Annotated in this window: 19 protein-coding genes and 1 pseudogene; 8 read left to right on the top strand and 12 right to left on the bottom strand. The window is 71.5% G+C overall.

Annotated features, from left to right (window positions below; all coding sequences use genetic code 11):
• The 4 genes from ACWDSL_RS38695 to ACWDSL_RS38680 all read left to right on the top strand — a co-directional run.
• A partial coding sequence (locus ACWDSL_RS38695) for a lonely Cys domain-containing protein (RefSeq protein WP_450492643.1) occupies window positions 1-2,922 on the top strand: 2,922 nt, incomplete at its 5' end.
• 50 nt (window positions 2,923-2,972) lie between these two features.
• Window positions 2,973-3,710, top strand: a complete 738-nt coding sequence (locus ACWDSL_RS38690; RefSeq protein WP_450492642.1) for a type VII secretion system-associated protein — start codon at window positions 2,973-2,975, stop codon at window positions 3,708-3,710.
• Window positions 3,707-6,844 (top strand): hypothetical protein, encoded by a 3,138-nt coding sequence (locus ACWDSL_RS38685; protein WP_450492641.1) that lies wholly within the window; start codon window positions 3,707-3,709, stop codon window positions 6,842-6,844. Before ACWDSL_RS38690 ends, ACWDSL_RS38685 begins: the two co-directional genes overlap by 4 nt.
• A 21-nt stretch (window positions 6,845-6,865) precedes the next feature.
• The gene (locus ACWDSL_RS38680) at window positions 6,866-8,194 is read left to right on the top strand and encodes an RICIN domain-containing protein (protein WP_450492640.1); all 1,329 of its coding nucleotides are present in this window, start codon (window positions 6,866-6,868) and stop codon (window positions 8,192-8,194) included.
• Window positions 8,195-8,554: 360 nt separating this feature from the next.
• Here the strand turns inward: ACWDSL_RS38680 and ACWDSL_RS38675 are convergent.
• Both ACWDSL_RS38675 and ACWDSL_RS38670 read right to left on the bottom strand, forming a co-directional pair.
• Window positions 8,555-9,024: pseudogene (locus tag ACWDSL_RS38675) on the bottom strand (trimeric intracellular cation channel family protein); the annotation flags it as partial.
• A 107-nt stretch (window positions 9,025-9,131) separates the two neighbouring features.
• Window positions 9,132-9,557, bottom strand: coding sequence for a TetR/AcrR family transcriptional regulator (locus ACWDSL_RS38670; RefSeq protein ID WP_450492639.1), 426 nt, complete (start codon window positions 9,555-9,557; stop codon window positions 9,132-9,134).
• Between the two features lie 12 nt (window positions 9,558-9,569).
• Between ACWDSL_RS38670 and ACWDSL_RS38665 the strand changes: the two genes are divergently transcribed.
• The 3 genes from ACWDSL_RS38665 to ACWDSL_RS38655 are packed head-to-tail and all read left to right on the top strand — an operon-like array spanning window position 9,570 to window position 10,944.
• Window positions 9,570-9,989, top strand: coding sequence for an alcohol dehydrogenase catalytic domain-containing protein (locus tag ACWDSL_RS38665; protein WP_450492638.1), 420 nt, complete (start codon window positions 9,570-9,572; stop codon window positions 9,987-9,989).
• Window positions 9,890-10,309: a zinc-binding dehydrogenase gene (locus tag ACWDSL_RS38660; RefSeq protein ID WP_450492637.1), complete on the top strand. Its 420-nt coding sequence runs from the start codon at window positions 9,890-9,892 to the stop codon at window positions 10,307-10,309. The genes ACWDSL_RS38665 and ACWDSL_RS38660 overlap by 100 nt, the downstream gene beginning before the upstream one ends.
• A 14-nt stretch (window positions 10,310-10,323) precedes the next feature.
• On the top strand, window positions 10,324-10,944 hold the full coding sequence (locus tag ACWDSL_RS38655) for an L-threonylcarbamoyladenylate synthase (RefSeq protein WP_450492636.1): 621 nt from the start codon (window positions 10,324-10,326) through the stop codon (window positions 10,942-10,944).
• 17 nt (window positions 10,945-10,961) lie between these two features.
• Here the strand turns inward: ACWDSL_RS38655 and ACWDSL_RS38650 are convergent, their stop codons facing one another.
• The 10 genes from ACWDSL_RS38650 to ACWDSL_RS38605 form a co-directional block, all read right to left on the bottom strand.
• Window positions 10,962-12,314 (bottom strand): PP2C family protein-serine/threonine phosphatase, encoded by a 1,353-nt coding sequence (locus tag ACWDSL_RS38650; protein ID WP_450492635.1) that lies wholly within the window; start codon window positions 12,312-12,314, stop codon window positions 10,962-10,964.
• Between the two features lie 207 nt (window positions 12,315-12,521).
• Window positions 12,522-13,478 (bottom strand): helix-turn-helix domain-containing protein, encoded by a 957-nt coding sequence (locus tag ACWDSL_RS38645; RefSeq protein ID WP_450492634.1) that lies wholly within the window; start codon window positions 13,476-13,478, stop codon window positions 12,522-12,524.
• Between the two features lie 180 nt (window positions 13,479-13,658).
• Window positions 13,659-14,456: a thymidylate synthase gene (locus ACWDSL_RS38640; protein ID WP_450492633.1), complete on the bottom strand. Its 798-nt coding sequence runs from the start codon at window positions 14,454-14,456 to the stop codon at window positions 13,659-13,661.
• Window positions 14,457-14,522: 66 nt separating this feature from the next.
• The gene (locus tag ACWDSL_RS38635; protein WP_450492632.1) at window positions 14,523-15,527 is read right to left on the bottom strand and encodes a hypothetical protein; all 1,005 of its coding nucleotides are present in this window, start codon (window positions 15,525-15,527) and stop codon (window positions 14,523-14,525) included.
• A 48-nt stretch (window positions 15,528-15,575) separates the two neighbouring features.
• Window positions 15,576-16,862 (bottom strand): TRAP transporter large permease subunit, encoded by a 1,287-nt coding sequence (locus tag ACWDSL_RS38630; protein WP_450492631.1) that lies wholly within the window; start codon window positions 16,860-16,862, stop codon window positions 15,576-15,578.
• The gene (locus tag ACWDSL_RS38625; protein ID WP_450492630.1) at window positions 16,850-17,473 is read right to left on the bottom strand and encodes a hypothetical protein; all 624 of its coding nucleotides are present in this window, start codon (window positions 17,471-17,473) and stop codon (window positions 16,850-16,852) included. Before ACWDSL_RS38625 ends, ACWDSL_RS38630 begins: the two co-directional genes overlap by 13 nt.
• Complete coding sequence (locus ACWDSL_RS38620; protein ID WP_450492629.1) at window positions 17,470-19,602, bottom strand: hydantoinase/oxoprolinase family protein; 2,133 nt, start codon at window positions 19,600-19,602, stop codon at window positions 17,470-17,472. The genes ACWDSL_RS38625 and ACWDSL_RS38620 overlap by 4 nt, the downstream gene beginning before the upstream one ends.
• A gap of 79 nt (window positions 19,603-19,681) precedes the next feature.
• Window positions 19,682-21,280: an FAD-dependent oxidoreductase gene (locus tag ACWDSL_RS38615; RefSeq protein ID WP_450492628.1), complete on the bottom strand. Its 1,599-nt coding sequence runs from the start codon at window positions 21,278-21,280 to the stop codon at window positions 19,682-19,684.
• Between the two features lie 53 nt (window positions 21,281-21,333).
• Window positions 21,334-22,440: a LacI family DNA-binding transcriptional regulator gene (locus ACWDSL_RS38610; RefSeq protein ID WP_450492627.1), complete on the bottom strand. Its 1,107-nt coding sequence runs from the start codon at window positions 22,438-22,440 to the stop codon at window positions 21,334-21,336.
• Between the two features lie 179 nt (window positions 22,441-22,619).
• Entirely contained in the window at window positions 22,620-23,102 is a 483-nt protein-coding gene (locus ACWDSL_RS38605) for a MarR family winged helix-turn-helix transcriptional regulator (protein ID WP_450492626.1), read from the bottom strand.
• A gap of 112 nt (window positions 23,103-23,214) precedes the next feature.
• On the opposite strand from ACWDSL_RS38605, the gene ACWDSL_RS38600 reads away from it, so the two are divergent.
• Window positions 23,215-23,949, top strand: coding sequence for a dienelactone hydrolase family protein (locus tag ACWDSL_RS38600; protein WP_450492644.1), 735 nt, complete (start codon window positions 23,215-23,217; stop codon window positions 23,947-23,949).
• Window positions 23,950-24,032 lie beyond the last annotated feature (83 nt).

Genomic DNA, 24,032 nt, shown 5'->3' with positions numbered 1-24,032 from the left:
GAGGCGGTGGCGTGGGTGACGTGGCTGATGTCCCGGCTGCCCAAGGACCGCTGGCTGGACATCTCCTGCTGCTGGATCGGGTCCCCCAAGGACAGCAACAGGCCGGGCCCCGCCGCCAGGGGCTACTTCGCTCCCGAGGTGTTCGTGGCCGATCCGTTGCGGGTGGTGTCTGTGGGGCAGCGCATCGTGAACGGGGCGCGGTGCTGGGCGCGTGTCTCCTACGGCCCGCAGGGGTTTGGGAAGGAGAACGGCAAGTACGTGCGGGCCCTGTTCGCCGATCCCCAGGGGCGGACTCGGGAGTGGGATCTGCTGCGGATGGAGCCGGAGGACGCGGAGTTGGAGTGGCTGGCGCGGGTGGCCGAGTTGCACTCGCGGCCTGGTGCGGTGCCGGCGGAGGTGCTGGAGCGGACGCTGTATGGGTTGCGGGCGCTGAAGTCGATGTTCGGGGTCTATGCGCAGGACCGTGCCGACTTCGGGGAGCTGCTGCGGGGGGTGGCGGCGGTGGATTCGATGTGGCTGGCGGACGACGACTTCAAGCAGGCGGGTCCGCTGATGCTGGATCTGCTGCGGCAGGTGATCGTGGCACATGCCGGGCCCGGGGTCATGGTGGATCAGGACGTCGTTCGCCGGGTGCTCGCCGCGGCGGCGAAGGCGGGGAAGGCGGGGGTGCCGTTCCGGGACTTCGTGGACCTGCCGGTGGTGCGGCTGGCCGCGGGGTGGCTGAACGGGGGTGGTGCGCAGTCCGAGGCCGTCGACGCCCTGAAGCTGTCCGGCCCGGATCAGCAGTTGGGCGAGGTGGAGCGGTCGCGGATGTTCTGGGCGTGGGTGAAGACCGTGGATCTGCTGAGCGCACCCGGCATGGATATGGATAAAGTGGACAAGCTGGCCGTGCGGGTGCTCCACCTGGACCCGAACCACGACGTTGAGCCGCACCATCGCGAGCGCCTGCGGGTCAGGCTCACCCAGGCGTTCGTGGTGGGGCGGGACGCGTCCGACCCGGACGTGGCGGCCGCATACGCCCTGGAGGAGGAGTACGGGGCGTTCACGGGCACCGGCTTGGACACGGTCCAGGACGGGGCCCGGGGGAGCGGTCTTGACTTCACGGGGCAGCCGCGGTCAGGGGTGGTGAACCTGGCGCAGATCCTTGCGCCCGGCGGTCTGAAGGACGCGCCGTGGCGGCACCAGGGCCCGAACCAGCAGGCGACCGAGCCGGCCCCCTACCTGGTGCGGATCGAACTGGACGAGCTGGATCCGGACAGCATCCTGCTGATCATCGGCGATAGTGTGCTCCAGATGCCGGTCCGTGAGTTCCTGGAGCTGATGGCGAACGACCTCACCTTGACCGACAAGGAAGAGGACACTCTCATCGTCTTGTCGCACGCCTGGCCGGCTCCCGGCATCGGCGAGGTGGCCAGGCGGCTGGCGCAGCGTCTGGGCCGTGAAGTGGGTTGGACCGACACCCCGACGGACCTGTCCGGCAAGGATGATCAGAACCGGTCGGTGCTCACCGTGCTCGCCGCCTCCGACGCCGTCTGGCGGAAGGCGGAGGTGGAGGTCCCGCAGCCGCCTGTCCCCAACGCCCCGCGCCCCATCCCACGGCCGTACCCGCGCTCCGGGCCCCCCGGGCCTGCTGCCCCCACGGCGGCTCCGCCCACCACGGCCACGACGACCGGACCGACGGCTCTGGGCTCGGCAGCTCCGTCAGGGCTCGCTGCCGCCTCCTCCGCCACACCGCCGGGTGAGAAGCCGGAGGCGACGACCGCCCCTGTGGCGCCGCTCGTGTTGTCCCCGGACCCGGCGTCGTTCCCGGACCCCGCGTCGCTCCTGGACGACGGGGTGCCTTCCGCGCCCGAGGAGTCCGAGGAGTCCGCGCTGTCCGGGGCACCCCCCGCGTCGCCCTGGGACATGGCGCGTATCCGCTACGCCGAGGAGGCCCTCGACTACGAGGAGCGGCTGGCCACGTACCTGGCGGCCGACGAGCGGATCAACGCGGAGTTCGCGAGGGTGGTGGAGGCGTTCTGGGCCCTTGTCCTGCACAACGGGATGGACTACCGGAAGTTCGGCAGCGAACTGCCGTCGGAGAACGGCGCGGTGGGGACGTCCTTCGAAAGCCTCCAGAGAGTCGTGGAATCGGGGAATCTGCGCGAGAGGGCGGACTTCCTCTTCGCCGGGGCGGCCAACGGGCTCCTTCCCGACCTCACGGGGGGCCGGGTGCGCAGGCATCCCGTGGTCATGGGGGAGCGCGACGACCGGCGGAAGACCGAGGCGTACACGCGCTACAAGCAGAGGACAGAGGAACTCCGCGCGCTGGGCATTGACGATGCGGTCATAGCGGAAGAGGTGGAGGACCTGATGACGGTGTTGCGAACGCCGCTGCGGCCGGAGGACGTCCGGCCCCCGCTGAGCCAGGACGAACGGCTGATCGCGGTCAGGGCCAGTGACGGGAAACTGCTCTGGATGCCCGCCGGGCTGTCCGAGGAGCTGCCGATGTCCGCCGGACTCCAGCAGCGTTCCCAGGAGAGCGGCGGTCTGGTGCTGACCGGCACCTCGGGGAGCACCCACTTCATCTTGACGCTCGTCGCCCGGCTGTCGAACCTCGCGAACTTCCCCGTGGACCTCGGCCTGATCAGGGCCGGGCTGGTCAGCACCATGGCGTACGTGGGCGACCATAGCTTCCACGAGGTGATGGCGGGTGCCCAGCTAGTCCTGGACGAGGTCGCCCACCCGGGGGTCCCGGACTACGTGGACGACCGGTACCGGTACCGGAACGTCTATCCGCTGACCGAGGAGGAGTTGCGGGCCCACGTCGCGCGCGACGGGCTCTTCCCCGACGAGCACGCCCTGGCGCTGTTCGCCGAACTGGACGACGCGGCTGAGGAGGGATCGGAGAGCGATGACGGCGATGACAGCTCAGACCGGTGAAGGGACGCCCACGCGGGCGTCAGAACAGCACGACAGTAAGCGAGGACACAATGAGTGAGTCCAACGGCGAGGCCACCACCCCCGCCACCAGCGGTGAAGCCCCAGCCACCGCTCCCGCGGTGGACCCCGCGCCGCCCGAGGAGTTCGTCCAGGCGGCCAAGGCGGCGCCGAACCACTGGCTCTACCTGACCGACCCCACCTGGCGCGGGGAGGCCCCGCCGCCCGAGTTCGCGGTGGTCGGCCAGTGGCGCTCCGACGACAACGGCGAGATCGTCGAGTGGCAGGCCAACGAGGACTACGTGCCATCGCCGGGGGCGCGGGGATGGCCCGAGCCCACCGACGACGTGGACCGCGCCGTCCAGCTCGCCACCACCGGCTACGGCCCGGCGGACGACGTCACCGCCGCCCTGGCCAAGGCCGAACTGGCGATGCTGGTCACGGCGGACGGCCGGCCGGTGAGCGCGTCGGCGGCCGACGGCACGGCAGTGGTCCCGATCTACACCTCGGCGCGCCACCTTCACAAGACCGGCCCGCTGGGGTTCGAGCGGGTGCGGATCGCCGACGTCCTCGACCGGATCCCCGAGGGCCACAACGTGTCCGTCAACAGCTCCGCCGCGGTGAGCATGGTGCTGGTCACGGACAAGCTGGTGGCGGCGCTGGCGGCCGTGGAAAGCGCCCCGGCGGAGGAGCCCCCGACGCAGGAGACGGACGGGGGCGAACGGGCCGAAGCGGATCAGGCCGAAGCCACATCGGCCGGTGCCCGGGAAGAACGAGGAGGACGGGCGTGAGCCGTCCCGGGGGCGCCAGAGCGCGCTGGTTCAGCGGGCGGGGCGCCCGAGCCCGTACCGGGCCCGCCACCGACCCCGCGCCGTCCGCGCCCGTCACCACGCTGGACACGCTGGAGCGTCCTGAGGGCCGCGGACGGGGCGGGGCGCTGCTCGTCGAGGAGTACGACGGCGTCATGCTGCTCCGCTCCCCGGCGGACGACACGCTGTCCACCTCCGATGTCGCCGACCTGGCCCGGGCCCTCTCCGCCGACCCGGAGCGCACCGTGACGGTGGTCGCCGGGGCCGACGCGTCGTCGGCCGGTGAGCTGTGGCCGCGGCTCCGCGGGGTGCTCGACTCGCTCCGCTCGGACGGCGTCGGAGTGGTCCGGCTGGTTCTGGCGGCAGCGGGCGACGACCGGCCGGACGAGCCCGCCGTGGCCCGCCGGATCGCCGACGCCTGGGAGCTCGAGGTGATCGCCCCCGACGGCGTCGCCCTCGTGGTGCCCGGCGGCAGTCTGTTCGTACCGGAGCGGCGCTCGGGCCGGGGCGGCGAGCGCGGCGGCGAGCGCGGCGGATGGTGGCGCTTCGCGCCGGGGGCGGAACCGGTGCGGATCGGCTCGCGCCAGCCGGCCCCCGCGTGGCAGCCCGCGGTCGAGCACCTGCCGGTCGGCACCTCCGGCGGATACGCCGTCGAGCAGATCCCGGCGGGCGTGCTGGTCCGGTCCCGGGACGCGAACCCGCCCCGCCCCGACGACCTCTGCTACGCCGTACCGGCCGACCCGCGCGGCCCCACCGTGCTGCTGGGCGCGCCACAGGACGAGGACGTCCCGGCGGGCGACCTCACCGAACTCCTCACCGCCCTCCCCGAGGCGGTCAGGCCCCGCGTCCGGCTCGCTCCCGGCGGCCCCCGGGACATCCTGCGCACCAGCCAGTCGGTCGCCGACTCGCTCGGCGTCGAACTCGTCGTCCGCACCGGCATGCCGCTGATGTCCTACGGCAGCCCGACCGAGCCCGGCACGGTGCGGTCCGTGCTCGTCGGCGCCGATGGCGCGCCTCGTTGGCAGTCGTTCGTGGACGCCGTGGTGTGCGCCCCGGCGCGCGAGGGCGAGACCGCCCCGAGCCCCCGTCTGTTGCGCTGGAGTCCGCCCGTTCCGGGCCGTGGCAGCGCGGAACACGGTGCCATACGCCTCTCCGATCGGTGGCGGGTCACGGTCACCCGGGCGGGCCTGTGGATCACCGACACCGAGAGCGAGCCGCCACCGGCCACCACCCGCGCGGTGGACCCCGAAGGACCCGCGATCGAACTGGGCCATCCCGGGCAGCCGATCGACGCGACGCTGTACCCCGTGCTGGCCAAACTGCTCGGCGGACTCGGCGCCGACGTGTGCGGCAGGGCCAGGCTGTTCGTGCTCGGTACGTGCGCGGACGGTGGCCGCGAACTGCGCCGCGCAGCCGCGGAACACGGCCTGCGCACGCTCCGCTTCGGGGCCGGCCTCGCGCCCGCCAGGCCCGAGGCGCGGCGTCCCGCCCCGGCCGAGTCCGCCCAGGCGCCGACGGAGCCCGGCCCGGCGCCGGTCGCGTCCGCCCCGGCCGCGGAGGCGGAGCCTGAGCCGGACCACGAGCGCGATCCGATGTCCCTGGGAACGCTCCCCGAAGCCACGCCGCCGGAAACCACCGAGGATCCGCGTCCCGTGCTCCCACTGACGCGACCGTCGATGGTCAGCACGGCGTCGGCCCCGGTCGCGGCCCCGGCCGCGCACGACACCTCCGCCGTGCCCGGCGAGCCTGCCGCGTCCGCCGCATCCGGGGCAGGGGCAGGGGCAGGGCCCGGGCCGGAGTCCTCCAGGCTGCGAGCGGGCGGCCCGGGCCCGAGCAGGCCGCCGGGCTCCGGCCGCGCACGGGACCCCGAGCGGCCCGAACCCCCGGGAGCGGGAGGCCCCTTGCGGACGGGGAGCGGCACGCCCCCACCCCCGATGGAACTGGACGCCATGCTGGCCCTGCTCCGGTCGCAGAGCCCGCCCGACGGTGCCGGAGACGGGGACAGCGCCCCGTCGGCATCCCCCCTGACCCGTCGGCCCGCCCAACCGGGTACCCCGGTGTCGCGCCCATCCCAGGGCCAGGCCCCCCAGGCGACGCGGAACACCCCCGCGACCCCGGCCACGCGGACCCCGCCGGCGAGCCCGGAGTCCTCGGAGCCACCGGCGCTTGTCGAGCCACCGGCGGCCCCCGTACCCCCGGCGGCCCCGCGGTCCACCACGGTGTCGCAGTCCACGCAGGCGCCTCCGTCGACCACGGCGCCCGGGCCCACGACTCCCGCGGCCCCCGAGCCCCCGGCCCCCGAGCCCCCGGCCGCTCGTACGCCGTCCGTGCCCCTCCGCCCGTTGCCGCCGGTTCCGTTCCTGCCGGGGCATGTCAGTACGGAGGCCGAGCGGACCGCCTTCAGGGCGCTCGCGGACGCGGTGTGGGAGCGGCACAGCGCCGCGGTCACCCGCGCCCTCACCCGGATGCCCGCGCTGCGCGGGCCGGAACAGGAGGCGGCGCGCATCGACCTGATCGCGCTCCACATGTACCTGGACATTTCATACGGCCCCGACGCCCCGGATGCTCCGGACACCCCGGCGGCGCCGCTGAGCCATGCCGCGCTCGCCCGCGGCATGCGTACGGGCGACGAGCGGCTGCTGCCGTACGCCGCCTGTGTGGCCTCCGCGCTGCGGCGCCTGCCGTCGTACCGGGGCCTGGCGTGCAGCCGTACCCACGAGGCGGACGGCGGGCTGGTCCCCGGAACCCTGCTGCGCGACCCGGCGCCGGTGTGCGCGCTGCCGCCGGCGGCCGGGGCGCCGCACCCTGCCGGCGCGCAGTACGTCATCTGGTCGGTCACCGCGCGCCGCACGCGCCAGCTGACCGGCCGCCCCGGCTCCGCACCCGGCGGGGACGAGGTCGTCTTCGCCCCCGGGACGCTGCTCCGGGTGCTCGATGTCCGCGAGACCGACGGCGCCCCGCTGGTGCTGCTGCGAGAAGTACCCACCACCGCGTCCTCCCCGTCCGCCGCCGGGGCGGTACCGCAGGACGCGCGGCTCGATGACCACGACCGCGCCGCACTCGACCGGCTGGACGAGGCCCTGCGCCGCCACCGGCCGGCTGCCACGCATGGATAACACGAACGGATACAAGGAGACATGATGCCAAGTCAGGAACCAACGAACCCCAAGGGGCCCGCGGTGCGCCGCGCCGTCACCCTGTCGGGTACCGCCGGTACGCCGGATCCCTCCGCGCTGACACCGCTGGGTGCGGAGCGTACGGAGCCCGGTGCTGCCGGTGCCGTGGGCGCCGCGGCCGAGACGGGCACCGCCGAGCAGCCGAAGGTCTCGCTGAAGGAGTCCGCGTCGGCTGGTGAGTCTGGTGAGTCCGTTGAGTCCGTTGAGTCCGTGACGCCGGGCGCGGCCGGGGCCACCGCGGAGTCCACCGGGACCACGGCGGCGTCCGCGGCCGGGACGCCGGACACTCCGGCGGCCCCGGACGTACCGCCCGCCGAGGCCGACGGCCACGCGGACGGGCACGGATCCGCCGACGGCATGGCGTCCGCCGAGGGCGATTACCCCCCGGGCGCCGACACCGGGGTCGGCGAGGAGGACGAGCCCCCCTCGGGCCGTCCCACCAAGGCGCTGCTCGCCGCCGCCGCCATCGCGGGCGCGCTGTTGATATCCCTGCCGTTCCTGGCCTTCGGGGCCGATGACGACGATGACAAGACCGAGGCGGCGCCCGAGCCCACCTCGGGTATGACGGTCCCGAAGGGCGAGGAGAAGGGCCCCGGTACGTACACCGCCCAGTCGCCCGCCCCGTCCCCCACCAAGGAGAGCAAGTCCCCTTCGCCGGCGGCCAAGCCCCGGTCCGAGCCGAGCAGCGAGCAGCCGAAGTCCCGGCCTGAGCCTGAGTCCGAGCCGAGCAGCGAGCAGCCGAAGTCCCGGGCAAAGAAGGTGGTGCCGGCCAGCAAGCCCTATTTGCTCGCCCCGGACCAGCGTACGAACTTCCAGCTCAAGAACGTCACGACCGGCCGGTGCGCGGACCTGCCCGGCATGGGCAAGGGCAAGCTCGACGGCGCGGTCCTGCAGCACGACTGCCTGAACGACTGGGACGCGGACAACCAGGTCTGGGACTTCGTCCTGGCCCAGAAGGGCAAGGGACCCCAGGGCCGCAATCTCGTCGTGATCAAGAACAGGAAGAGCGGCCTGTGCCTGGACCTGCCCGGCCGCGGCAGCCAGCCGAGCAGGACCGGGCTCAACCAGACCTACTGCAACCGCACGCTCGATGACAACCAGCTGTGGTGGGTCGAGAACCTGGGCGGCAACCGGACGTTCTGGATCCACAACTACGCCAGCGATCAGCGGTGCCTGGAAGTGTGGGGCGAGAAGCCCGACTTCGGCGGCAACGACGCACGTCTGGGCATCTACAAGTGCTCTCCCACTGACGACCACGAGTGGCGGCTGATGTCCAAGGGCGAGTCATGACGGCCACGCGTCGCTGCTGAGCTGCGGCCCCCACACGGTCTACTGACCCTGTGGGGGCTGGTCCCGTTCCCTCTGGTCTTGTTGCGAGGACCGACGGAGGACGAGCCGTGGGTCCGGGGCGGGGCCCGGGGCCTCTGCCAGGGGCAGGACACGGTCCCCGGGACGGGCGTGCGCCTCCGCATCGATATGCGGCAGTCTGACCGTTTCGGTTGCCGAGAGGGGCTGCGTGCTCGTATCGCCCTTGCGGGAGTGCAGCCTGACCGTGTCGTCGTCTATGGACGATGCCGCTGCGGAGTCCGGGCCTGGTTTCGCCGTCGCCGGCTGTTGCCGCATGCCTGCGAACGGATTGCGCCAGAAGTGGGAGCGCGGGGTTCGCCAGTTGTAGCGTAGGGCGAGGAGCCGTAGTCCGAAGGCGAACAGCGAGGTGCCGATGGCGGTGGCGGCGTTCAGCACTTCGGTCTTGTACAGCAGAGCGGCCAGGGTCGCGCCGGCGAGGGCGGGCAGCGCGTACAGATCGCGGTTCCAGCGGAGCAGCGTCGGCTGTTCGAGGGCGAGGAGCTGGGCGAGCACGCCACCGCCGACGGCGCTGGTCACCGCCGCGACACAGGGCGCGAAGAAGTAGCCGAGATCGGTGAAGGCGACGGGGTGACCCCGAGCACCAGGTCACGGAAGACGCCGCCGCCGAGGCCCGCCGCCTCGCTGAGGATCACCGTCCCGAAGATGTCGAAGTCCTTGCGCACCGCGAGGAACGCCCCGGAGAGGGCGAAGGCGAAGATGCCCAGGAGATCCATCACGTACTGGACAGCGCCGCTCAGTTCCGCGATCGGCATCGGTCGGCGCTCCCTGAGAGATAGTCAGCTTGGCGCCGCTGAAGGCGGTTGGACAGGCGAACAATAATACGAAGGTGCTGTTGCAGATTGCTTGTCTCCGCGGCCTGCTACGAGGAATGCGACGGAGTGGTCGGCGACCTGGCGCGCTCGGCGCGCAGCGCGACCTCGGGGTCCGATGCGGCGAGTTCGGCGGTGGACTTGGCCAGGAAGCAGCCGCGGGTGCTGTTGCCGCAGCTGTCGGCGACGTGGCGCATGTGGGTGGCGAGCCGGGTGGCGGCTCCGGGCTCGTCGCCGTCGAGGTCGGCGCGGACGGCGGCGACGGTACCCGCGCAGTAGGCGTCGAGAGCACGGAGAAACAGCTGGTGCTTGTCGCCGAAGGCGCCGTACAGGCTGCCGCGGCTGAGACCGGTCGCATCGAGCAGATCGTTGATCGATGTGGCCGTGTACCCGGCTGTCCAGAAGCGGTCTTGAGCCTTCGCGAGCCCGGTTCGACCGACGTGGCCATTGACGTCGACTACGTCGGAATCTGCCACTCCGATGTGCACATGGCCCGCGACGACTGGGGATTCTCGACGTTTCCCATGGTGCCGGGCCACGAGATCACCGGCATCGTGTCCGCGGCCGGCGCGGATGTCACCGCGAACGCCGTCGGTGACCGGGTCGCGGTCGGGATGCTGCTCGGATGGTGCGGATCCTGCGTGAACTGCTGGGCGGGCCGGGAACAGTACTGCGCGGGCGGCGGGACCCCGCCGGACGCGGGCGGGTTCAGCGAGCGAATCGTTGTCGATCAGGACGTCGTCCACAGCCTCCCACCGGGCCTGGACATGGCCGCGGCGGCGCCGCTTATGTGCGCGGGCAGGTCACCGTGCTCAGCCGGAGCCTGGCCAACGCGGACGACGGCAGACGGTTCGGCGCCACCGCCTACTCCACCGTCGCGGACGCACCGAGCGGCGCCTTCGATCTGATCATCTCGACCGTCTCGGCGGTCACGGACATGGCACCGCTGCTTGCCCTGCTGGATGTGGACGGCACCTTGGTCATGGCCGGCGCGCCGAGCGAGCCGCTGACCGTACCCGTGGGACAGCTGATCAGCGGCCGCCGACGACTTGCGGGCACATCGATCGGCAGCTTCCAGGAAACCCGGGCCATGCTGGAATTCTGCGCCGCGAACAACATCACGGCCGAGACCGAGATCATCACCGCCGACCAGATGAACACCGCCTTCAAACGACTGGACGCAGCCGACGTCCGCTACCGCCTCGTCCTGGACACCGCCACTCTGTGACGTAGGCTCGGCGGATGGCGAAGTATTTCGACGTGCATCCCGAGAATCCTCAAGCGCGCACCATCGGCAATGTGGCCGACAGGATCCGCTCCGGCGCGCTTGTCGCGTATCCGACTGACTCCTGTTTCGCACTGGGATGCCTGATGGGCAATCGTGAGGGCATCGGCCGGATCCGGTCGATCCGGGACCTCGACGACCGTCACCACTTCACCTTGGTGTGTCAGAACTTCGCGCAACTGGGTCAGTTCGTGCACATCGACAAGGACGTGTTCCGCGCGATCAAAGCGGCGACGCCCGGCAGCTACACCTTCATCCTCCCCGCGACGAAGGAGGTACCGCGCCAGCTGCCGCACCCGAAGAAAAAGACGGTCGGCGTCCGGATTCCCGACCACGTCGTTGCCCAGGCCTTGCTCGCCGAGCTCGGTGAGCCTCTGCTGTCCAGTACGTTGCTCCTGCCCGGCGAGGACGAGCCGATGACGCAGGGCTGGGAGATCAAGGACCGGCTCGACCACGTGGTGGACGCCGTGGTCGACTCGGGAGACTGCGGCACCGAGCCGACCACGGTCATCGACTTCTCCAGCGGCGAAGCCGAGATCGTGCGCCGAGGGGCGGGCGAAACTGCGCGGTTCGAGTAGCCGCGGCGACGCTTGGCCTACTCGGCGTCGGTGGTGCGGGGTGCGGAGCGCGGGGTACGGAGGGCGAAGACGGCCATATCGTCGTGGCCGTCGCTGGGGTGGTGGTCGGCCAAGGTGTCCACGAAGTCCTGCAGTGGCAGATCGGCGTGGGCGGTGGCGAGGTGGGCAAGTTCGGCCAGGCCCTCGTCGACGGTGCGGGCGGGGTCTTCGATGAGCCCGTCGGTGTAGAAGACCACGGTGGCGCCCGGCGGCAGGGGGTGGGTGTGGTCGGGGCGGTGCTGTGCGGTGTTCACCGCAAGTGGCAGGCCGGGCTCGGCGTGGAGGTATTTCGCCCGCCTGTCAGGGCTGATCAGCAGCGGGGGGAGGTGGCCTGCGCTGCTCCAGTGCAGCCTCCAGCCGCCGTCCGCAGGTTCGATGCGGGCCAGGCAGGCGGTGGTGACGGGCAGGTCGGTGATGGCGTGCAGGGTGCGGTCGAGCTGGTGCAGGACGGAGCTGGGCGGGGTGAGGCGGTCGTAGAGCAGGGCGCGCAGCATGCTGCGCGCCTGGGCCATGGCGGCGGCCGCGCGCAGATCGTGGCCGACGACGTCGCCGATGACGACGGCACAGGTGTTGTCGGGCAGCCAGAGGGCGTCGTACCAGTCCCCGCCGAGGCGGCCGGGGGTGGGGGCGGGCCGATAGGTGGCGGCGCCGGTGAAGGGGTGCAGGTCGGGCAGGGTGGGCAGCAGGAGGCGCTGGAAGTGTTCGGCGCTGTCGCGGAGGTGTTCGAAGAGGCGGACGTTCTCGATGGTGATGCCGGCGGCGCCGGCCAGGGCGACGACGATGTCCGCGTCGTCATGGTCGAAGGGTCGCCCGTCACGCCGTTCGGACAGGTAGATGTCGCCGTAGATCTGGCCGCGGACGCTGATGGCGACGCCGAGCAGGGTGCGCAGGCGGGGGTGGCCGGGCGGGAACCCGGCGGAGGCCGGGTGGGACGGGATGTCGTCGACGAGCAGCGGCTCGGGGTTGCGGATCAGGTGTCCGAGAACGCCGAGTCCGCGGGGAAACTCGATGTCGGCCAGGTCGGCGCGTTCGGAGGCCGACAGGCCCGCCGTGATGAACTGGCCCAGTTGTTCACCGGACTCGTCCAGCACCCCCAGCGCTCCGTAGCGGGCGCCGACCAGGTCCATGGCAGTGGTGACGACGCGGTGCAGCACCGCGTACAGATCCGTCTCCTGGCTGATGGCCAGCACCGCTTCCAGCAGGCCCTGCAGCCGCTCCTTGGCCGTGGCCAGTTCCCGCAGCTGTGCGGCGATCTGCTCCACCTGGTCATCCAGCCGCGGCTCGAAGTCGGGAACGCACGGCTGTTCAGGTTCCTCCCCTGCACCTGCCATGGTCGACCTCAGCCTCCTCACCCGGCCGCTTGGTCTGCGGCACCGCTCCCTCCAGGTGCCGGCGGCCCTCCCTCGCCCCCCAACGCCCTTCACCGGCTCCGGCACGCGCCCACCGTCTCCTGACACGGCCGTGATCAACCCTCACAGGGTGACGCGACCAAACAGCCCAACCGACCCATTACACCGAAAGCGGCATGTCGCGCCCCGTCATGACAGTGCGGTCCGCCGGAGCTCTCTGGGCGCCACGCCGTACGCGGCGCGGAACGCCCGGCTGAAGTCCGCCGGGCGTACGAATCCCCACCGGGCGGCGATGGCGCTGATCGACCGCCGCCGCAGCCGGGGGTCGGTGAGGTCGGCGTGGCAGCGTTCCAGGCGGCGCCGGCGTATCGAGGCCGCCACGGTCTCTCCCTGCTGCCGGAAGAGGGTGTGCAGCGAGCGCACGGAGATGTGGTGGTGTGCCGCGATGCCCGCCGGTCCCAGGTCCGGATCGTCGAGGTTGTGGTCGATGAAGGCGTTGACGCGGGCGAGCATGGCCTGCCGGCGGGTATCGGCCGGAAGGTCGTCGTAGGCTCCGAGGTGCTGGGCCAGGCAGGCGCCCGCCAGGTCGAGCGCCATCGCGCCTAATCGGCTCAGGTCGCGCGGGTCGCAGTCGGGGCCGTAGGCGTCCAGTGTGGTCAGGAACCGGGCGAGAATCGCCCCCATGCCGGTGCGGGCCGACAAGGGCTGGGCGAGGAGCCGGTGGACCTTGTCCGGCCGAAGCGGCAGCTCCTCGCGTGGCAACTGCATGATGACCACCTGGGTGTGGCGGCCTCTGTCGGGCACCGCGCCTTCGAACGGATGCGACAGGTCGAAGAGCACCATGTCGCCGAGGACCAGCCCGGAGTCCTGGCGCCGCTGGCTGATCCACAGCGGGGTGCCGGAGACGAAGGTCAGCTGGTACGTGCTCGGGTCGGACCGCCGGATGTCTGCCCAGGTGCGTCTCAGATACGCGGGCGGGCTGTTGAACGCGGCCACCCGTACGGAGCCGAGGTCCAGCACCGAGGCCGACGCGGGGAAGCCCCCCGCCGGGTTCGCGCTGCTGAGGGTGAGCGGTGCCAGCTCACGGGAGACCAGCTCACCCCAGAAGGGCAACTGCTCCTCCGCGGGCAGTTCCTCGTTCGACACGTTCAGCCACATTCCGCCCCCCCCGGAATCGTCGCTCCGATAACCCTGTCGTTACTACGGTGCGCCTCGGAGGGGTTGGCCACCCGGTGTGGGTGGCAACATCGCAGGTCAGGGGAGGGGCGAACGGCGGACAATGCCGATTGTCCGCGGACGGCCTTCAGCCTTTCAATGGCCGGCTGCTTACACCGCGACCGGGGCTTTGATAGCCGGGTGGTGTCGGTAGTCGAGCACTTCCACATCGGCGTAGGCGTATGCGAAGAGCGAGTCGGCTTGGCGCAGACGCAGCCTGGGGAAGTCGAACGGGGTGCGCGAAAGCTGCTCGGTGACCTGCTCGATGTGATTGTCGTAGATATGGCAGTCGCCGCCGGTCCAGATGAAGTCACCCGGTTCGAGGCCGGCCTGCTGCGCCACCATGTGGGTGAGCAGGGCATAGCTGGCGATGTTGAACGGGACGCCGAGGAACAGGTCCGCGCTGCGCTGGTACAGCTGGCAGGAGAGCTTGCCGTCGGCGACGTAGAACTGGAAGAGGGCGTGACACGGCGCGAGAGCCATCTCGGGCAGCTCGGCGACGTTCCAGGCGGAGACGATCATCCGGCGGGAGTCCGGGTCCCGGCGCAGCGTGTCGAGAACCTGGCTGATCTGGTCGATATGCCTGCCGTCCGGAGCGGGCCACGAGCGCCACTGGGCGCCGTAGACCGGCCCGAGCTCGCCGTTCGCGTCGGCCCATTCGTCCCAGATGGTGACGCCGTGCTCCTGCAGCCAGCCGACGTTCGAGTCGCCTCGCAGAAACCACAGCAGTTCGTACACGATGGACCTGAGATGCACCTTTTTGGTGGTGATCAGCGGGAACCCCCGCGAGAGGTCATAGCGCAGCTGGTGCCCGAACACACTTCGGGTGCCGGTGCCCGTCCGGTCGGCCTTGGCCGTCCCGGAGGTGAGCACCAGCCGCAACAGGTCTTCGTACTGGGTGTCCGCCACGGCCGTCGAGTCTACGTCGGCTGTGCGCTGTCCGGCGGACAGCGCACAGCCATGAGGTGGTCCGGGCTAGCCCCGTGCCACCGCGATCGCGCCTTTGAGCCGTTCCCCCGCCTCGTAGATCATGTACGGCACTCCGCCGTCCGTGCCGAAGGAGGGGGCCGCCGCCCGGCCGTTCTCGGGCGCCGATGAGTGGGAGTTGTAGAAGACGCCGAGGTGCTTGCGGAGCGAGAAGTCCTTCCCCACCTCGGTGATCATGATGTCGCCGCCGCTCGTCTTGTCCTTGTTGTAGACCACGTACGCGGAGCCGTTGCGCGTGAGCAGGTGGGGGCCGCCGACGTTGATTGCGCCGACGTCGGAGTGGCGCACCAGCGGCGTCTGGGCGAAGGTCCAGCTACGGCCATCCGCGGACCAGCCCCAGCCGATGTCCCGGTGGTTGGTGGTGTTGTTGGTCATGAACAGCATCACGTAGCGGGCGCCGCGAGCGGGCAGGTCGTACCGGAAGACCCTGGCGTACGACGTCTCGGTGGTGCCGGTGGGCATCATGGACGTGTTCAGGACCACCTTGTCGTAGGTGAAGTGGATCCCGTCCTTCGAGCGGGCGAGCCGTGTCGTGGTGTTCTCGCCGTGGAAGTACAGCCAGAACTCCTTGATGTCCTCCTTCCACAGCACATGCGGCGAGGAGACATGGCTGACCGAGTAGTGTGGGTCCCACTTGTTCGACACGATCGGGTTCGCCGGGTACTCCGTGAACGGGCCCTCCAGCGAGTTCCCGTAGGCGAGGCAGATGCCGCCGGGCGCGTCGTGCGGCGCGTAGTAGAGGTAGTAGCGGCCGAGCGGTGAGGCCAGTTTGTCGTAGACGCCGCGCACGGTCGGGAAGATGATCTCGCCCGTCGGGTTGTACTTCAGCTGCGACGGTGTCAGCAGCGTCCGTACGTACGTGTAGTCGGGGAAGCCGCCGGGCGCGGCCGACGCGGACTGCGTCGACAGGCTGCCGAGGGTGAGCGCGGCGCCAGTGGCGGCGGTCGTGCGCAGAAACATACGACGGTCCGGGCCGGACTGTGGCTCTTGCATGGTCGGCTCGCTCCTGAAGTCGGTTGTTGTCGGAAGGGCGTCAGGGCGTCACAGCTGGGTCGCGGCGGTGACGCACAGGCCGCCGAGCGCCACGGCCCATACGTACGGCAGTGTCCGCACCATCACCTGCTGCGGTGAGACGCCCGCGTACTGGGCGCTCCACACCGTCTGGGTGCTGGTCGGGTCGGCGACGCCGAAGACCTGGTTGTACGAGGTGGCCATGCCGAGGACGGCGGTGGCCGGGTAGATACCGGTGGCGATGAGGACGCCCGCGATGCCGGCGCCGAGGCCGAAGACATTCAGCGGGCCGCGGTACAGACACAGCGGCACCAGGAGCGTGAAGACCAGTACGAACAGCACCGCGTTCTGCGGGCTGACCGCCTTGACCAGCGGCTCCAGCGCGTCGACGGCGCCGGGCAGCTTCACCGCGGCGAGCAGGATGCCGATCGCGACGAAGAGTGTGATCGGAGCCGCCGCCACCTCGAAGCCGCCGTACAGAGTGCGCAGCAGGCGGCGGTTCATCTCGCGCGGCGGCGTGGTCGTCACCAGCGCGTACAGCACCCCTGCCAGCAGTGAGGGGATGATGGCCAGTTCGAAGCCGAGAGCCAGGACGAGCGGCACCACGGGTGTGAGGAGCGCGTACCACGGGGCGTCCCCGAGCAGCTGGCGGCGGCTGCGTGGCTTCGACTCTCCCCGCACCGAGGAGAGCGACCACGTGTGCTCCACGCCCCGCCGCCGCGACTCCACCAGGACGTACGCGACCGCCGCCACCAGCGCGAACGGGAACAGCTTTAGCATGAAGCCGCGCACGGTGTCCACGGGCAGTTCCAGCGCCGTGGAGAAGAACTGCCACACCGGCAGCTCGAACGGGATACCCACGGCGATGCCCATGAGGATCGTGCCGGCGGCCGTCACCTTCGGGATGCCCACCGCGATCATGGCCGGGATGCCGATGAGCCCGGCGAGCATCGCCGCGGGCGCGGAACCCGTCACCGTACCCACGAGGGCCGACACCGCGAGGACGCCGAGCCCCACGAACACCGGCCGGTCGCCGCCGAATTCGACGATCTTACGGACCAGGGTGGCCGCGATGCCGGTTTCCTCCAGGAGCTTGCCGAGCCACGAACCGAGCAGGATCGCGATCATCGTGGCTGCCAGCGCGGGCGCGCCCTCCTGGAGCACCGTGTCGAGCACGCTGTTCTTGCCGGTCAGCGGCGCGCCCGCGGCGAACGCGATCGCCACGGCGAGCAGCACCAACGCGAACGCGGTGGGCAGCCTGCGGGTGAGCATGGCGGCGACACCCGCCGCCATGAGGAGCAGAATCACGACACCCATGGATCACTTCTCGCTTTCGGACACCTCTGGTTTGCGGAACATGCGGCGGCCAGCGCCTCAGTGAGCAGCAGGGGGCTGCGGCCCAGGCCGCAGGCGGCGCGGGCGTAGGCGTGCGCGGCGAGTTCGTCGGCGCCCGCGACATGTGCGTAAAGACGGCGCCGCCCGAGCCGCAGCGCGGTGTGGCCGAGCGCCCGCTTGAACTCGGCCCGGACGTGCGCGTGATGGAGCCAGGCGTGCGCCTGCTCATGGGCGAGGGCCGCGGCCAGCACCGACCCCGCGGGGAACCAGTGCCGCCAGCCGTGCTGGACGACGAGCCGTTCGGCGAGGTCGACCGTGTCGACGTACACCTCGACCACCGGCGGCCGCGACCGGTACCGGGCCAGCAGCCCGGCGGCGAGCCCGCCGTCCCGCTCGACCACTCGGACCGGCGCCGGATCGGGGGTCATCCGGCGTCCGAACTCCTCGGCCGCCTCGGCCCATCGGCGCAGGAGCAGGGGATCGCGACCCTCATGCGTGGGCGTCCCCGCGAGAAGCCGCACGGCGAGGTCCAGGTCGTGGTCGCCGTCGTGGCCGTGGTTGGGGCTGTGATCCTTGCCTTGGTTGCCACTCATGCGCGGGACTCCACAACCGCGACCACCGGCTCGTCGGCCGCGCGCGCACGCAACTCGCTGCGGGCCAGCGCGAGCAGCGCCCCGGGTTCGAGCACCCCGGACAGATCCGCGATCCGGCCGCCCACCAGCAGGCGCACCGCGGGCGCCCGCACCCCGCCGTCGCCGTACGAGGTGGCGTCCCGTACCAGCGAGGCAAGCGTCTCGCCGGCCGCGCCCACGGTCGTCGTCTCCACCCGCGCGTCGGACACCCCGAGCCGCACCACCCCGTCCGCGTCCACGACCCGCACCGGCCGCCGCAGTGCGCGCAGCCGGCGCCGCACCTCCGTGCCGTACACCGTGTACGCGTCCGTGCCGGCCAGGATCTTCACCCGCGTCTCCTGCGCCTTGAGGCTGGCGGCGGCCACGCGCAGCCGCTCGGCGTCATCGGCGCGGTGCGCCCGGTCCTGTGTGCGCAGCTCGGTCGCGCCGGTGGCGACGGCCCGTACGGTGCTGGTCTGCGGGTCGACCGTCACCTCGACCTCGACACCGTCGGCCGCGGCGCCCTGCGCGACGACCGCGCGCTCGGCCTCGGCGCGCACGGCGAGGATCTGCTCCTGGGTGGCGCCGGGAATGATCCGCTCGACCTGTTCGCGGACCAGCGCGAGCGCCACCCCGATCGGGCTGATGACCTCGTTGTGCCGGGCGATGCGTCCTTCCAGACCGGCGGCCCGGGCCAGGTGCGGGGTCACCGCCGCCGCTCCGCCGCCCCCGCCCACCAGGACGGCGGTCTCCCGGTCCAGCCGGTAGTCGCGGATCATCGCGTCCACGACCGTCCTCACCGACGCGGTCCCCGCGTCCAGCACGGCCCGCGCCGCGCCCGCCACGTCCATGCCGAGCATGGCGGCCGGCTCGGCGAGCGCCGCCCGTGCCACCTCCGGGTCGCAGCGCGCGAAGTCGCCCTCGGGGACCCGGCCGAGCGCGTTCGCCGCGCACGTCATCGTCACGGCGAACCGGCCGCCCGCCGCGTCCAGGACCAGATAGTCGTCGGGGTCGCCGTCCATCGGCCGCACCGTGGTGACCTTCGCGTCCCGCAGCTCGTCGAGCGAGGCGAAACAGGCGTAGCGAAGCCCGGCGATATGCGCGCTGCGTGGACCGACGCCCGTGACCTTTCCGCCGGAGACACGCACCATGGACCCGCCACCGACGCCGACGGTGCGCACATCCAGGGCGTTGAGATACGACGCCTTACCGAGGATCGTCGCGTGCCGCACGGCCACCTTGCCGCGTCGCACCACGCTGATGTCCGTCGATGTGCCACCTGTCTCCAGGAACACTCCCTCGCTGATCCGCTCCTGCATCAGCGCGCCCGCCACACCCGCCGCCGGCCCCGACAGGACCGTCAGCAGCGGGCGGCGCCGCATCTCGTCCAGCGACATGACACCGCCGTCGCACCGCATCACCATCAGCGGTGCCGTGACCCCGGCCTTCGTGATGGAGGAGTCGACGAGATCGGCCGTGGCCAGCATGCGCGGCAGGATCGCCGCGTTGACCACGGCGGTACGGGTCCGCTTGTGCAGCCCGTACAGCGAGGTGATCTCGTGTGCCGCGGCGACCGGCAGCCCCGTGGGTCGCGCCGCGGCGAGCACGGCCTGCTCCCCTTCGGGCCGGTCGACCCCGAACGGCTCGCTGGCGACGAGGACTTGAGCGCCCGCCTCTTGTACGTGGGTCACGGCGGCCCGTACCGCATCGCTGTCGAACGGGTCCGCCACATGCGCGTACACCAGCGGAAGCAGTTTGCCCGGGGCGAGTTCGAGCTTCCCGAACGTGGCGAGGCGCCGGGTGAACACGGCACCCGCACCCGTGCCGATCCCGATGAGCCCGACCGTCGCCACATCGCCTTCCAGGAGCGCGTTCGTGGCCTGGGTCGTGCCATGCGCCAGGAACGTGACCTCGGCCGGGGTGCGCCCGACCTGTTCGAGGAGACGGTCGAGCGCCTGGACGATGCCGTGCGCGACACCGTCCTCATGGTGGTGGCTGGTGGGCACTTTCACCTGGCCCACCAGTTCGAGTGTTGCGGCATCGACGGCCACGGCGTCCGTGAACGTGCCGCCCACGTCGATTCCGACGCGGACGCGACGGTCAGGGGGCATGTCAGGCACCTCCTTGTGCGTTGACGTACGTATGGGTGCTGAAGGGGGGCTGAAGGGGGCCGGTCAGTAGCCGGACCGGTCAGTAACCGCGGACGTCGGGCCAGCGCCTTTGCACACCCGCCCGGTCCAGCACCCGCCCGAACTCCTCGAACCGCTTGTCCTCCGCCTGCACCTGGTGCGGCGCCACGTCCTCGGCCAGGCAGTGCGCGGCAAGCGCCCCCGCGACCTCGCCGACGTTCCATTCCACGGGGTGCAGGCGGTAGCAGCCGTTGGTGATGTGCGTCGTGCCGATGTTCTTGCCGGCGGGCAGTAGATTCCGCACCCGGCGCGGCACCAGTGCCCCCAGCGGGATCTCGAACGGCACCGATCCGATGTCGATGTAGGTGTCGCCACCGGTCGAGGGGTGCAGATCGATGCGGTAGCCCCCGACGCCGACCGAGTCCCGGTAGTGCTTGGTGCCGTACGGTCCCACGACGTCGATGGCGACGTCCTGCTCCACGACGGTCGTCACCGCCTTGATGCGCCGCGACTCGCGTACGTACGCCGCCTTGGCGAGACCGTCCGCCGTGCCCGTCACATCGGGGCGGATGCGCAAGCCCTGGAACCCGGTGCCGCCGTCCGCCCGCGGTGCCTCGGTCTGCAGCCAGTACAGGACGGACAGCGACAACTGCCGTGCCTCGCGCAGCGCCTCGGCCTGCCGGCCGATATAGGGCTTCAGCCAGTAGTCGTTCAGCGGCCAGTTGACCAGCGTGATGTCCGAGTCGAAGGCTCCGGGCCGGTGCAGCTTGCGGGCCAGGATCCGGCGGAAACCCCACAGCTCCTTGTCCCCGGCGTCCGCGCTCTGGTCCGCGCTGACGGCCAGCGGATCCAGCTCGGGGTTGGGCACGAACGAGCGGGGGACAGGCTCCAGGGTGCGCGGGTCGGGAGCCTGGAACCCGAGCAGCGGCCCCGGCCAGAAGTCGGGGCGGTACGCGCGCCAGAAGTCGAAAGTCTCGGGCCGGTCGATCGTGTGGTTCTCGCCCTCGTGGTGCGAGAGCGCGAAGCACACCGTGATGCCCTGCTGGTTGCCGGGCTCCGCCTGGGCGGGGGCGTGCGGCTCTTCGAACTCGGCGTGCCCCTCGGCCCCGCTCGCATGCTCCACACCCGCCAGTTCGAGCAGCTCACCGGTCTCGGTGGCGTCGATGACGTAGGGCGCGGCGAAGGTGCGCAGGGTGCCGCCGCGCAGATCCCGTACGGTGACGGCCGTGATGGCATCGTTGTCGTGCTCTGCGGAGACGGCCCGGTGCTCGGTCAGTACGGTCAGCAGCCCGGACGCCCGGTGCGGTGCGAGCATCGCCTCCAGGACGGCGAGCGCGACACGCGGCTCGTGGCACAGTTTGCTGACCCGCCCGGCGCCCGGATTGAGCTCGGTGAGCCCGAGCGCTTCGCCCCGCAGCGGATACCACTGCCGGTAGTAGGCCCGGATGCCTTCGCGCAAGGCCCGATACGTCGCCGTCGTGCCGAACCGCTCCACCCACGGGTGCTCGTCCGGCGGCACCGCCTGCGCCGTCAGCTGTCCACCGATCCAGTCGGTCTCCTCGGTCAGCACGACGCGTCGGCCCGCCCGGCAGGCGGCGAGCGCGGCGGCGACCCCGCCGAGGCCGCCACCGACGATCAGGATGTCCGGCTGAGATACCACAGTGCTCCTTGTGATCGCGCCTGAACTTCGTTCGGCTGCCCCGGAGTCGGTCGCTACGGTGGCGGGATGGGCGGGCCCGCCGTCTCGCCGGCGCGGAACTCGCAGGCCACCAACGGCTCCCGCGCCTCCTCGCCCGCCACGAGCGCGGCGAGCAGCCGGACGGCCGCGGCGCCGAGCCGGTGCCGGGGGATGTCGAACCCCATCGGCACGGGCCGGGCGGCGAGGTCGGCGGGTGGGCTCCCGAGCAGCCCCAGCGAGACGTCGCCCGGGCAGCTGAGTCCGGCATCCCTGACGGCGGTGCTCAGCGCCCGCCACGCCGCCCCCGTGTCCGTCTCCTCGGCCACGAACGCGGTCACCCCGTCCGCGACCAGGGTCCGCACCCGCTGTGCCGTCAGCTCACGCATCGGATCGGCGCAGCGCAGCACCGCCCCGGGCTCGCCCTCGACGCCCGCCGTCGCCAGGCCGTCGAGGAAGCCCTGCTGACGGTCCGTGGACGGGGGCGCGTCGTCGTCCTCCCGTACGAGCACGATCCGGCGGTGCCCCAACTCGGCCAGATGTCCCACCACTTCACGGCTGGCGCTGACATAGTCGGCGCCGACCCAGGCCAGCCCCTCCAGCTCCTCGCGGCGGCCCAGATGCACCACCGGAAACCCGTCGGCGACGAGCCGCTTCAGTTCGGCACGCGGTACGTGCCGGCCGAGGAAGAGGCACCCGTCGGCCAGCCGCACCCGGCTCAGCGCCTCCGGCCCGACGGCGCTCGCGCCACCGGTGCTCGACCCCGTGAACAGCACCAGGTCGTAGCCCTGGGCCGCCGCTTCCTGCTCCACACCGACCAGGAACGGGTAGTACGAGTGCTGTACGTCGGTCGGGAAAGTGGCGGTGAAGCTGAAGACGCCGAGCAGGTTGTTGCGGGCCGCCGCCAGCCGCCGGGCTGCCGGGTCCGGCACGTAGCCGAGACTGCGGGCCGCGTCGAGGACGCGCTGCCGTGTCTCCTCGGAGATCGCCGCCGCTCTGCCGTCGCCGCGCGCCGACAGGACCAATGACACCGTCGCCTGGGACACCCCGGCGAGCCCGGCCACCTCCGCCTGCCGCGGCCGTGAGGTACGGCTCGCGGACGCCGGGTTCCGTCCCGGTTTCGCCCGCTTCTTCGGCTGATCCACCCCTGGCGTCCCCTCGCTCAGCGATCCGTTAATGCGCATTAGTAATACGCATGAACGCACTCTGGCGTGACCCTCACTTCCCGTCAAGGGCCAGGACGGGAACCATTCCTGACCGAGCGGATGCCTGGGCCGCGCAAGCGCCCCCGGGCAGAGTTGATGGCGGATGCCACCACGCGAGGTCAGGAGGTCCGGGTGTGGTGGTCCAGCAAGCGGGTGAGCAACTGCACGAACTGGTCGCGTTCGGCCAGACTCAGCGGCGCGAGCAGTTCGTCGTGGAGGTCGTCCAGGACCTTGTCGAGGCGGCGTAGGTGACGGCGGCCCTGGGGGGAGATCGTGATGATGTTGCGGCGCTGGTCGTCGGGGTCCGGGGCCCGTTCGACGAGGTGGCGCTCGGCCAGTTCGTTGAGCACGCCGACCATGTCGCTGCGGTAGATGCCGGTGCGTCTGCTCAGCGTGGCCTGGCTGCCGGGCCCGTGATCCTGCAGTGAGGCCAGCACGGCGTAGTGCCACTTGCGGGCGTCGGCCTGGGCCAGCCCTTCGTTGATCAGCCGGTCCGAGCGCGTGGACAGCTGTGACAGCAGGCGGCTCGCCCGTCGACGCAGTCTGTCGGGCGTCCTGGGCGCGCCATCGTCGAGCAAGTCCGGGGCTTCGGCTCTGGTCATGGCGCCGATCCTATCGATTGCGTTAGCCCGACTAACGATGTACGTTCGCTCGCGCCGACCTCGTTAGTTCCACTAACGCCAGTCGTGCGAACTCCCGGAAGGAAGATCCGTCATTCCCACCAAGACACTGCAGATTCCCACCCCTGACGGTCAGGCCGACGCTTTCGCCGCATTCCCCGACGGCGGCGAGCGGCACCCTGGGGTGCTGATGTACGCGGACGGCTTCGGCATCCGGCCCGTGCTGCGGGAGATGGCCCGCGAACTGGCCGGGCACGGCTACTACGTGCTCGTCCCCAACTTCTTCTACCGGCACGGTCCGGCACCGGTGATCGAACTTCCCGAGCACATCGGAGAAGAGACCCGGCCCGCGGTCTTCGCCCAACTGATGCCCTTGATCGAGGCGCACACCGCCGAACGTGTCCTGAGCGACGCCGACGCCTATCTCAGCTTCCTCACTACCCAGCCCGAAGTCGCCGCCGGGCCGGTCGCGGTGACCGGCTACTGCATAGGCGGCCTCCTGGCGATGCGCACCGCCGCGGCCCACCCCGGCCGAGTGGCCGCCGTCGCCGCATTCCACGGTCCCGTGGGCGCCGACGGGCCCGACCTCTTCTCCAAGCTCACCGCCCAGATCCACCTCGGCCACGCCGAAGGCGACATGACACCCGAAGCCCTCGGCGAGCTCAACCAGGCCCTCGATGCCGCGGGTGTCGGCTACACCTCCGAGATCTACCCCGGCACCGTCCACGGCTTCACCATGTCCGACACCGACGCTTTCAGCGCCTCCGGGCTGCAGCGCCACTGGGACCGACTGCTCCCCCTCCTGGACCGCACCCTGGCCAACGGCTGAGGCTCCGGCTCGGAAGCCGAACACCTGACGTCGAGCCCGGGGGCCCCCCCCCCCGGGGGCCGGCGGGTTCTTGTGTGTGTTGT

Source organism: Streptomyces sp. NPDC000941 (assembly GCF_053599555.1).
Note: the sequence above shows the minus strand (reverse complement) of the source record. Positions and strands in the feature narration are given on the sequence as shown.

Excerpts from the sequence above, each read along its gene's own strand:
- ACWDSL_RS38650 (WP_450492635.1), bottom strand. The coding sequence starts at position 12,314 with ATGGCAGGTGCAGGGGAGGAACCTGAACAGCCGTGCGTTCCCGACTTC.
- ACWDSL_RS38655 (WP_450492636.1), top strand. The coding sequence starts at position 10,324 with ATGGCGAAGTATTTCGACGTGCATCCCGAGAATCCTCAAGCGCGCACC.
- ACWDSL_RS38690 (WP_450492642.1), top strand. The coding sequence starts at position 2,973 with ATGAGTGAGTCCAACGGCGAGGCCACCACCCCCGCCACCAGCGGTGAA.
- ACWDSL_RS38625 (WP_450492630.1), bottom strand. The coding sequence starts at position 17,473 with ATGAGTGGCAACCAAGGCAAGGATCACAGCCCCAACCACGGCCACGAC.
- ACWDSL_RS38620 (WP_450492629.1), bottom strand. The coding sequence starts at position 19,602 with ATGCCCCCTGACCGTCGCGTCCGCGTCGGAATCGACGTGGGCGGCACG.
- ACWDSL_RS38635 (WP_450492632.1), bottom strand. The coding sequence starts at position 15,527 with ATGCAAGAGCCACAGTCCGGCCCGGACCGTCGTATGTTTCTGCGCACG.
- ACWDSL_RS38605 (WP_450492626.1), bottom strand. The coding sequence starts at position 23,102 with ATGACCAGAGCCGAAGCCCCGGACTTGCTCGACGATGGCGCGCCCAGG.
- ACWDSL_RS38665 (WP_450492638.1), top strand. The coding sequence starts at position 9,570 with ATGGCCCGCGACGACTGGGGATTCTCGACGTTTCCCATGGTGCCGGGC.
- ACWDSL_RS38680 (WP_450492640.1), top strand. The coding sequence starts at position 6,866 with ATGATGCCAAGTCAGGAACCAACGAACCCCAAGGGGCCCGCGGTGCGC.
- ACWDSL_RS38630 (WP_450492631.1), bottom strand. The coding sequence starts at position 16,862 with ATGGGTGTCGTGATTCTGCTCCTCATGGCGGCGGGTGTCGCCGCCATG.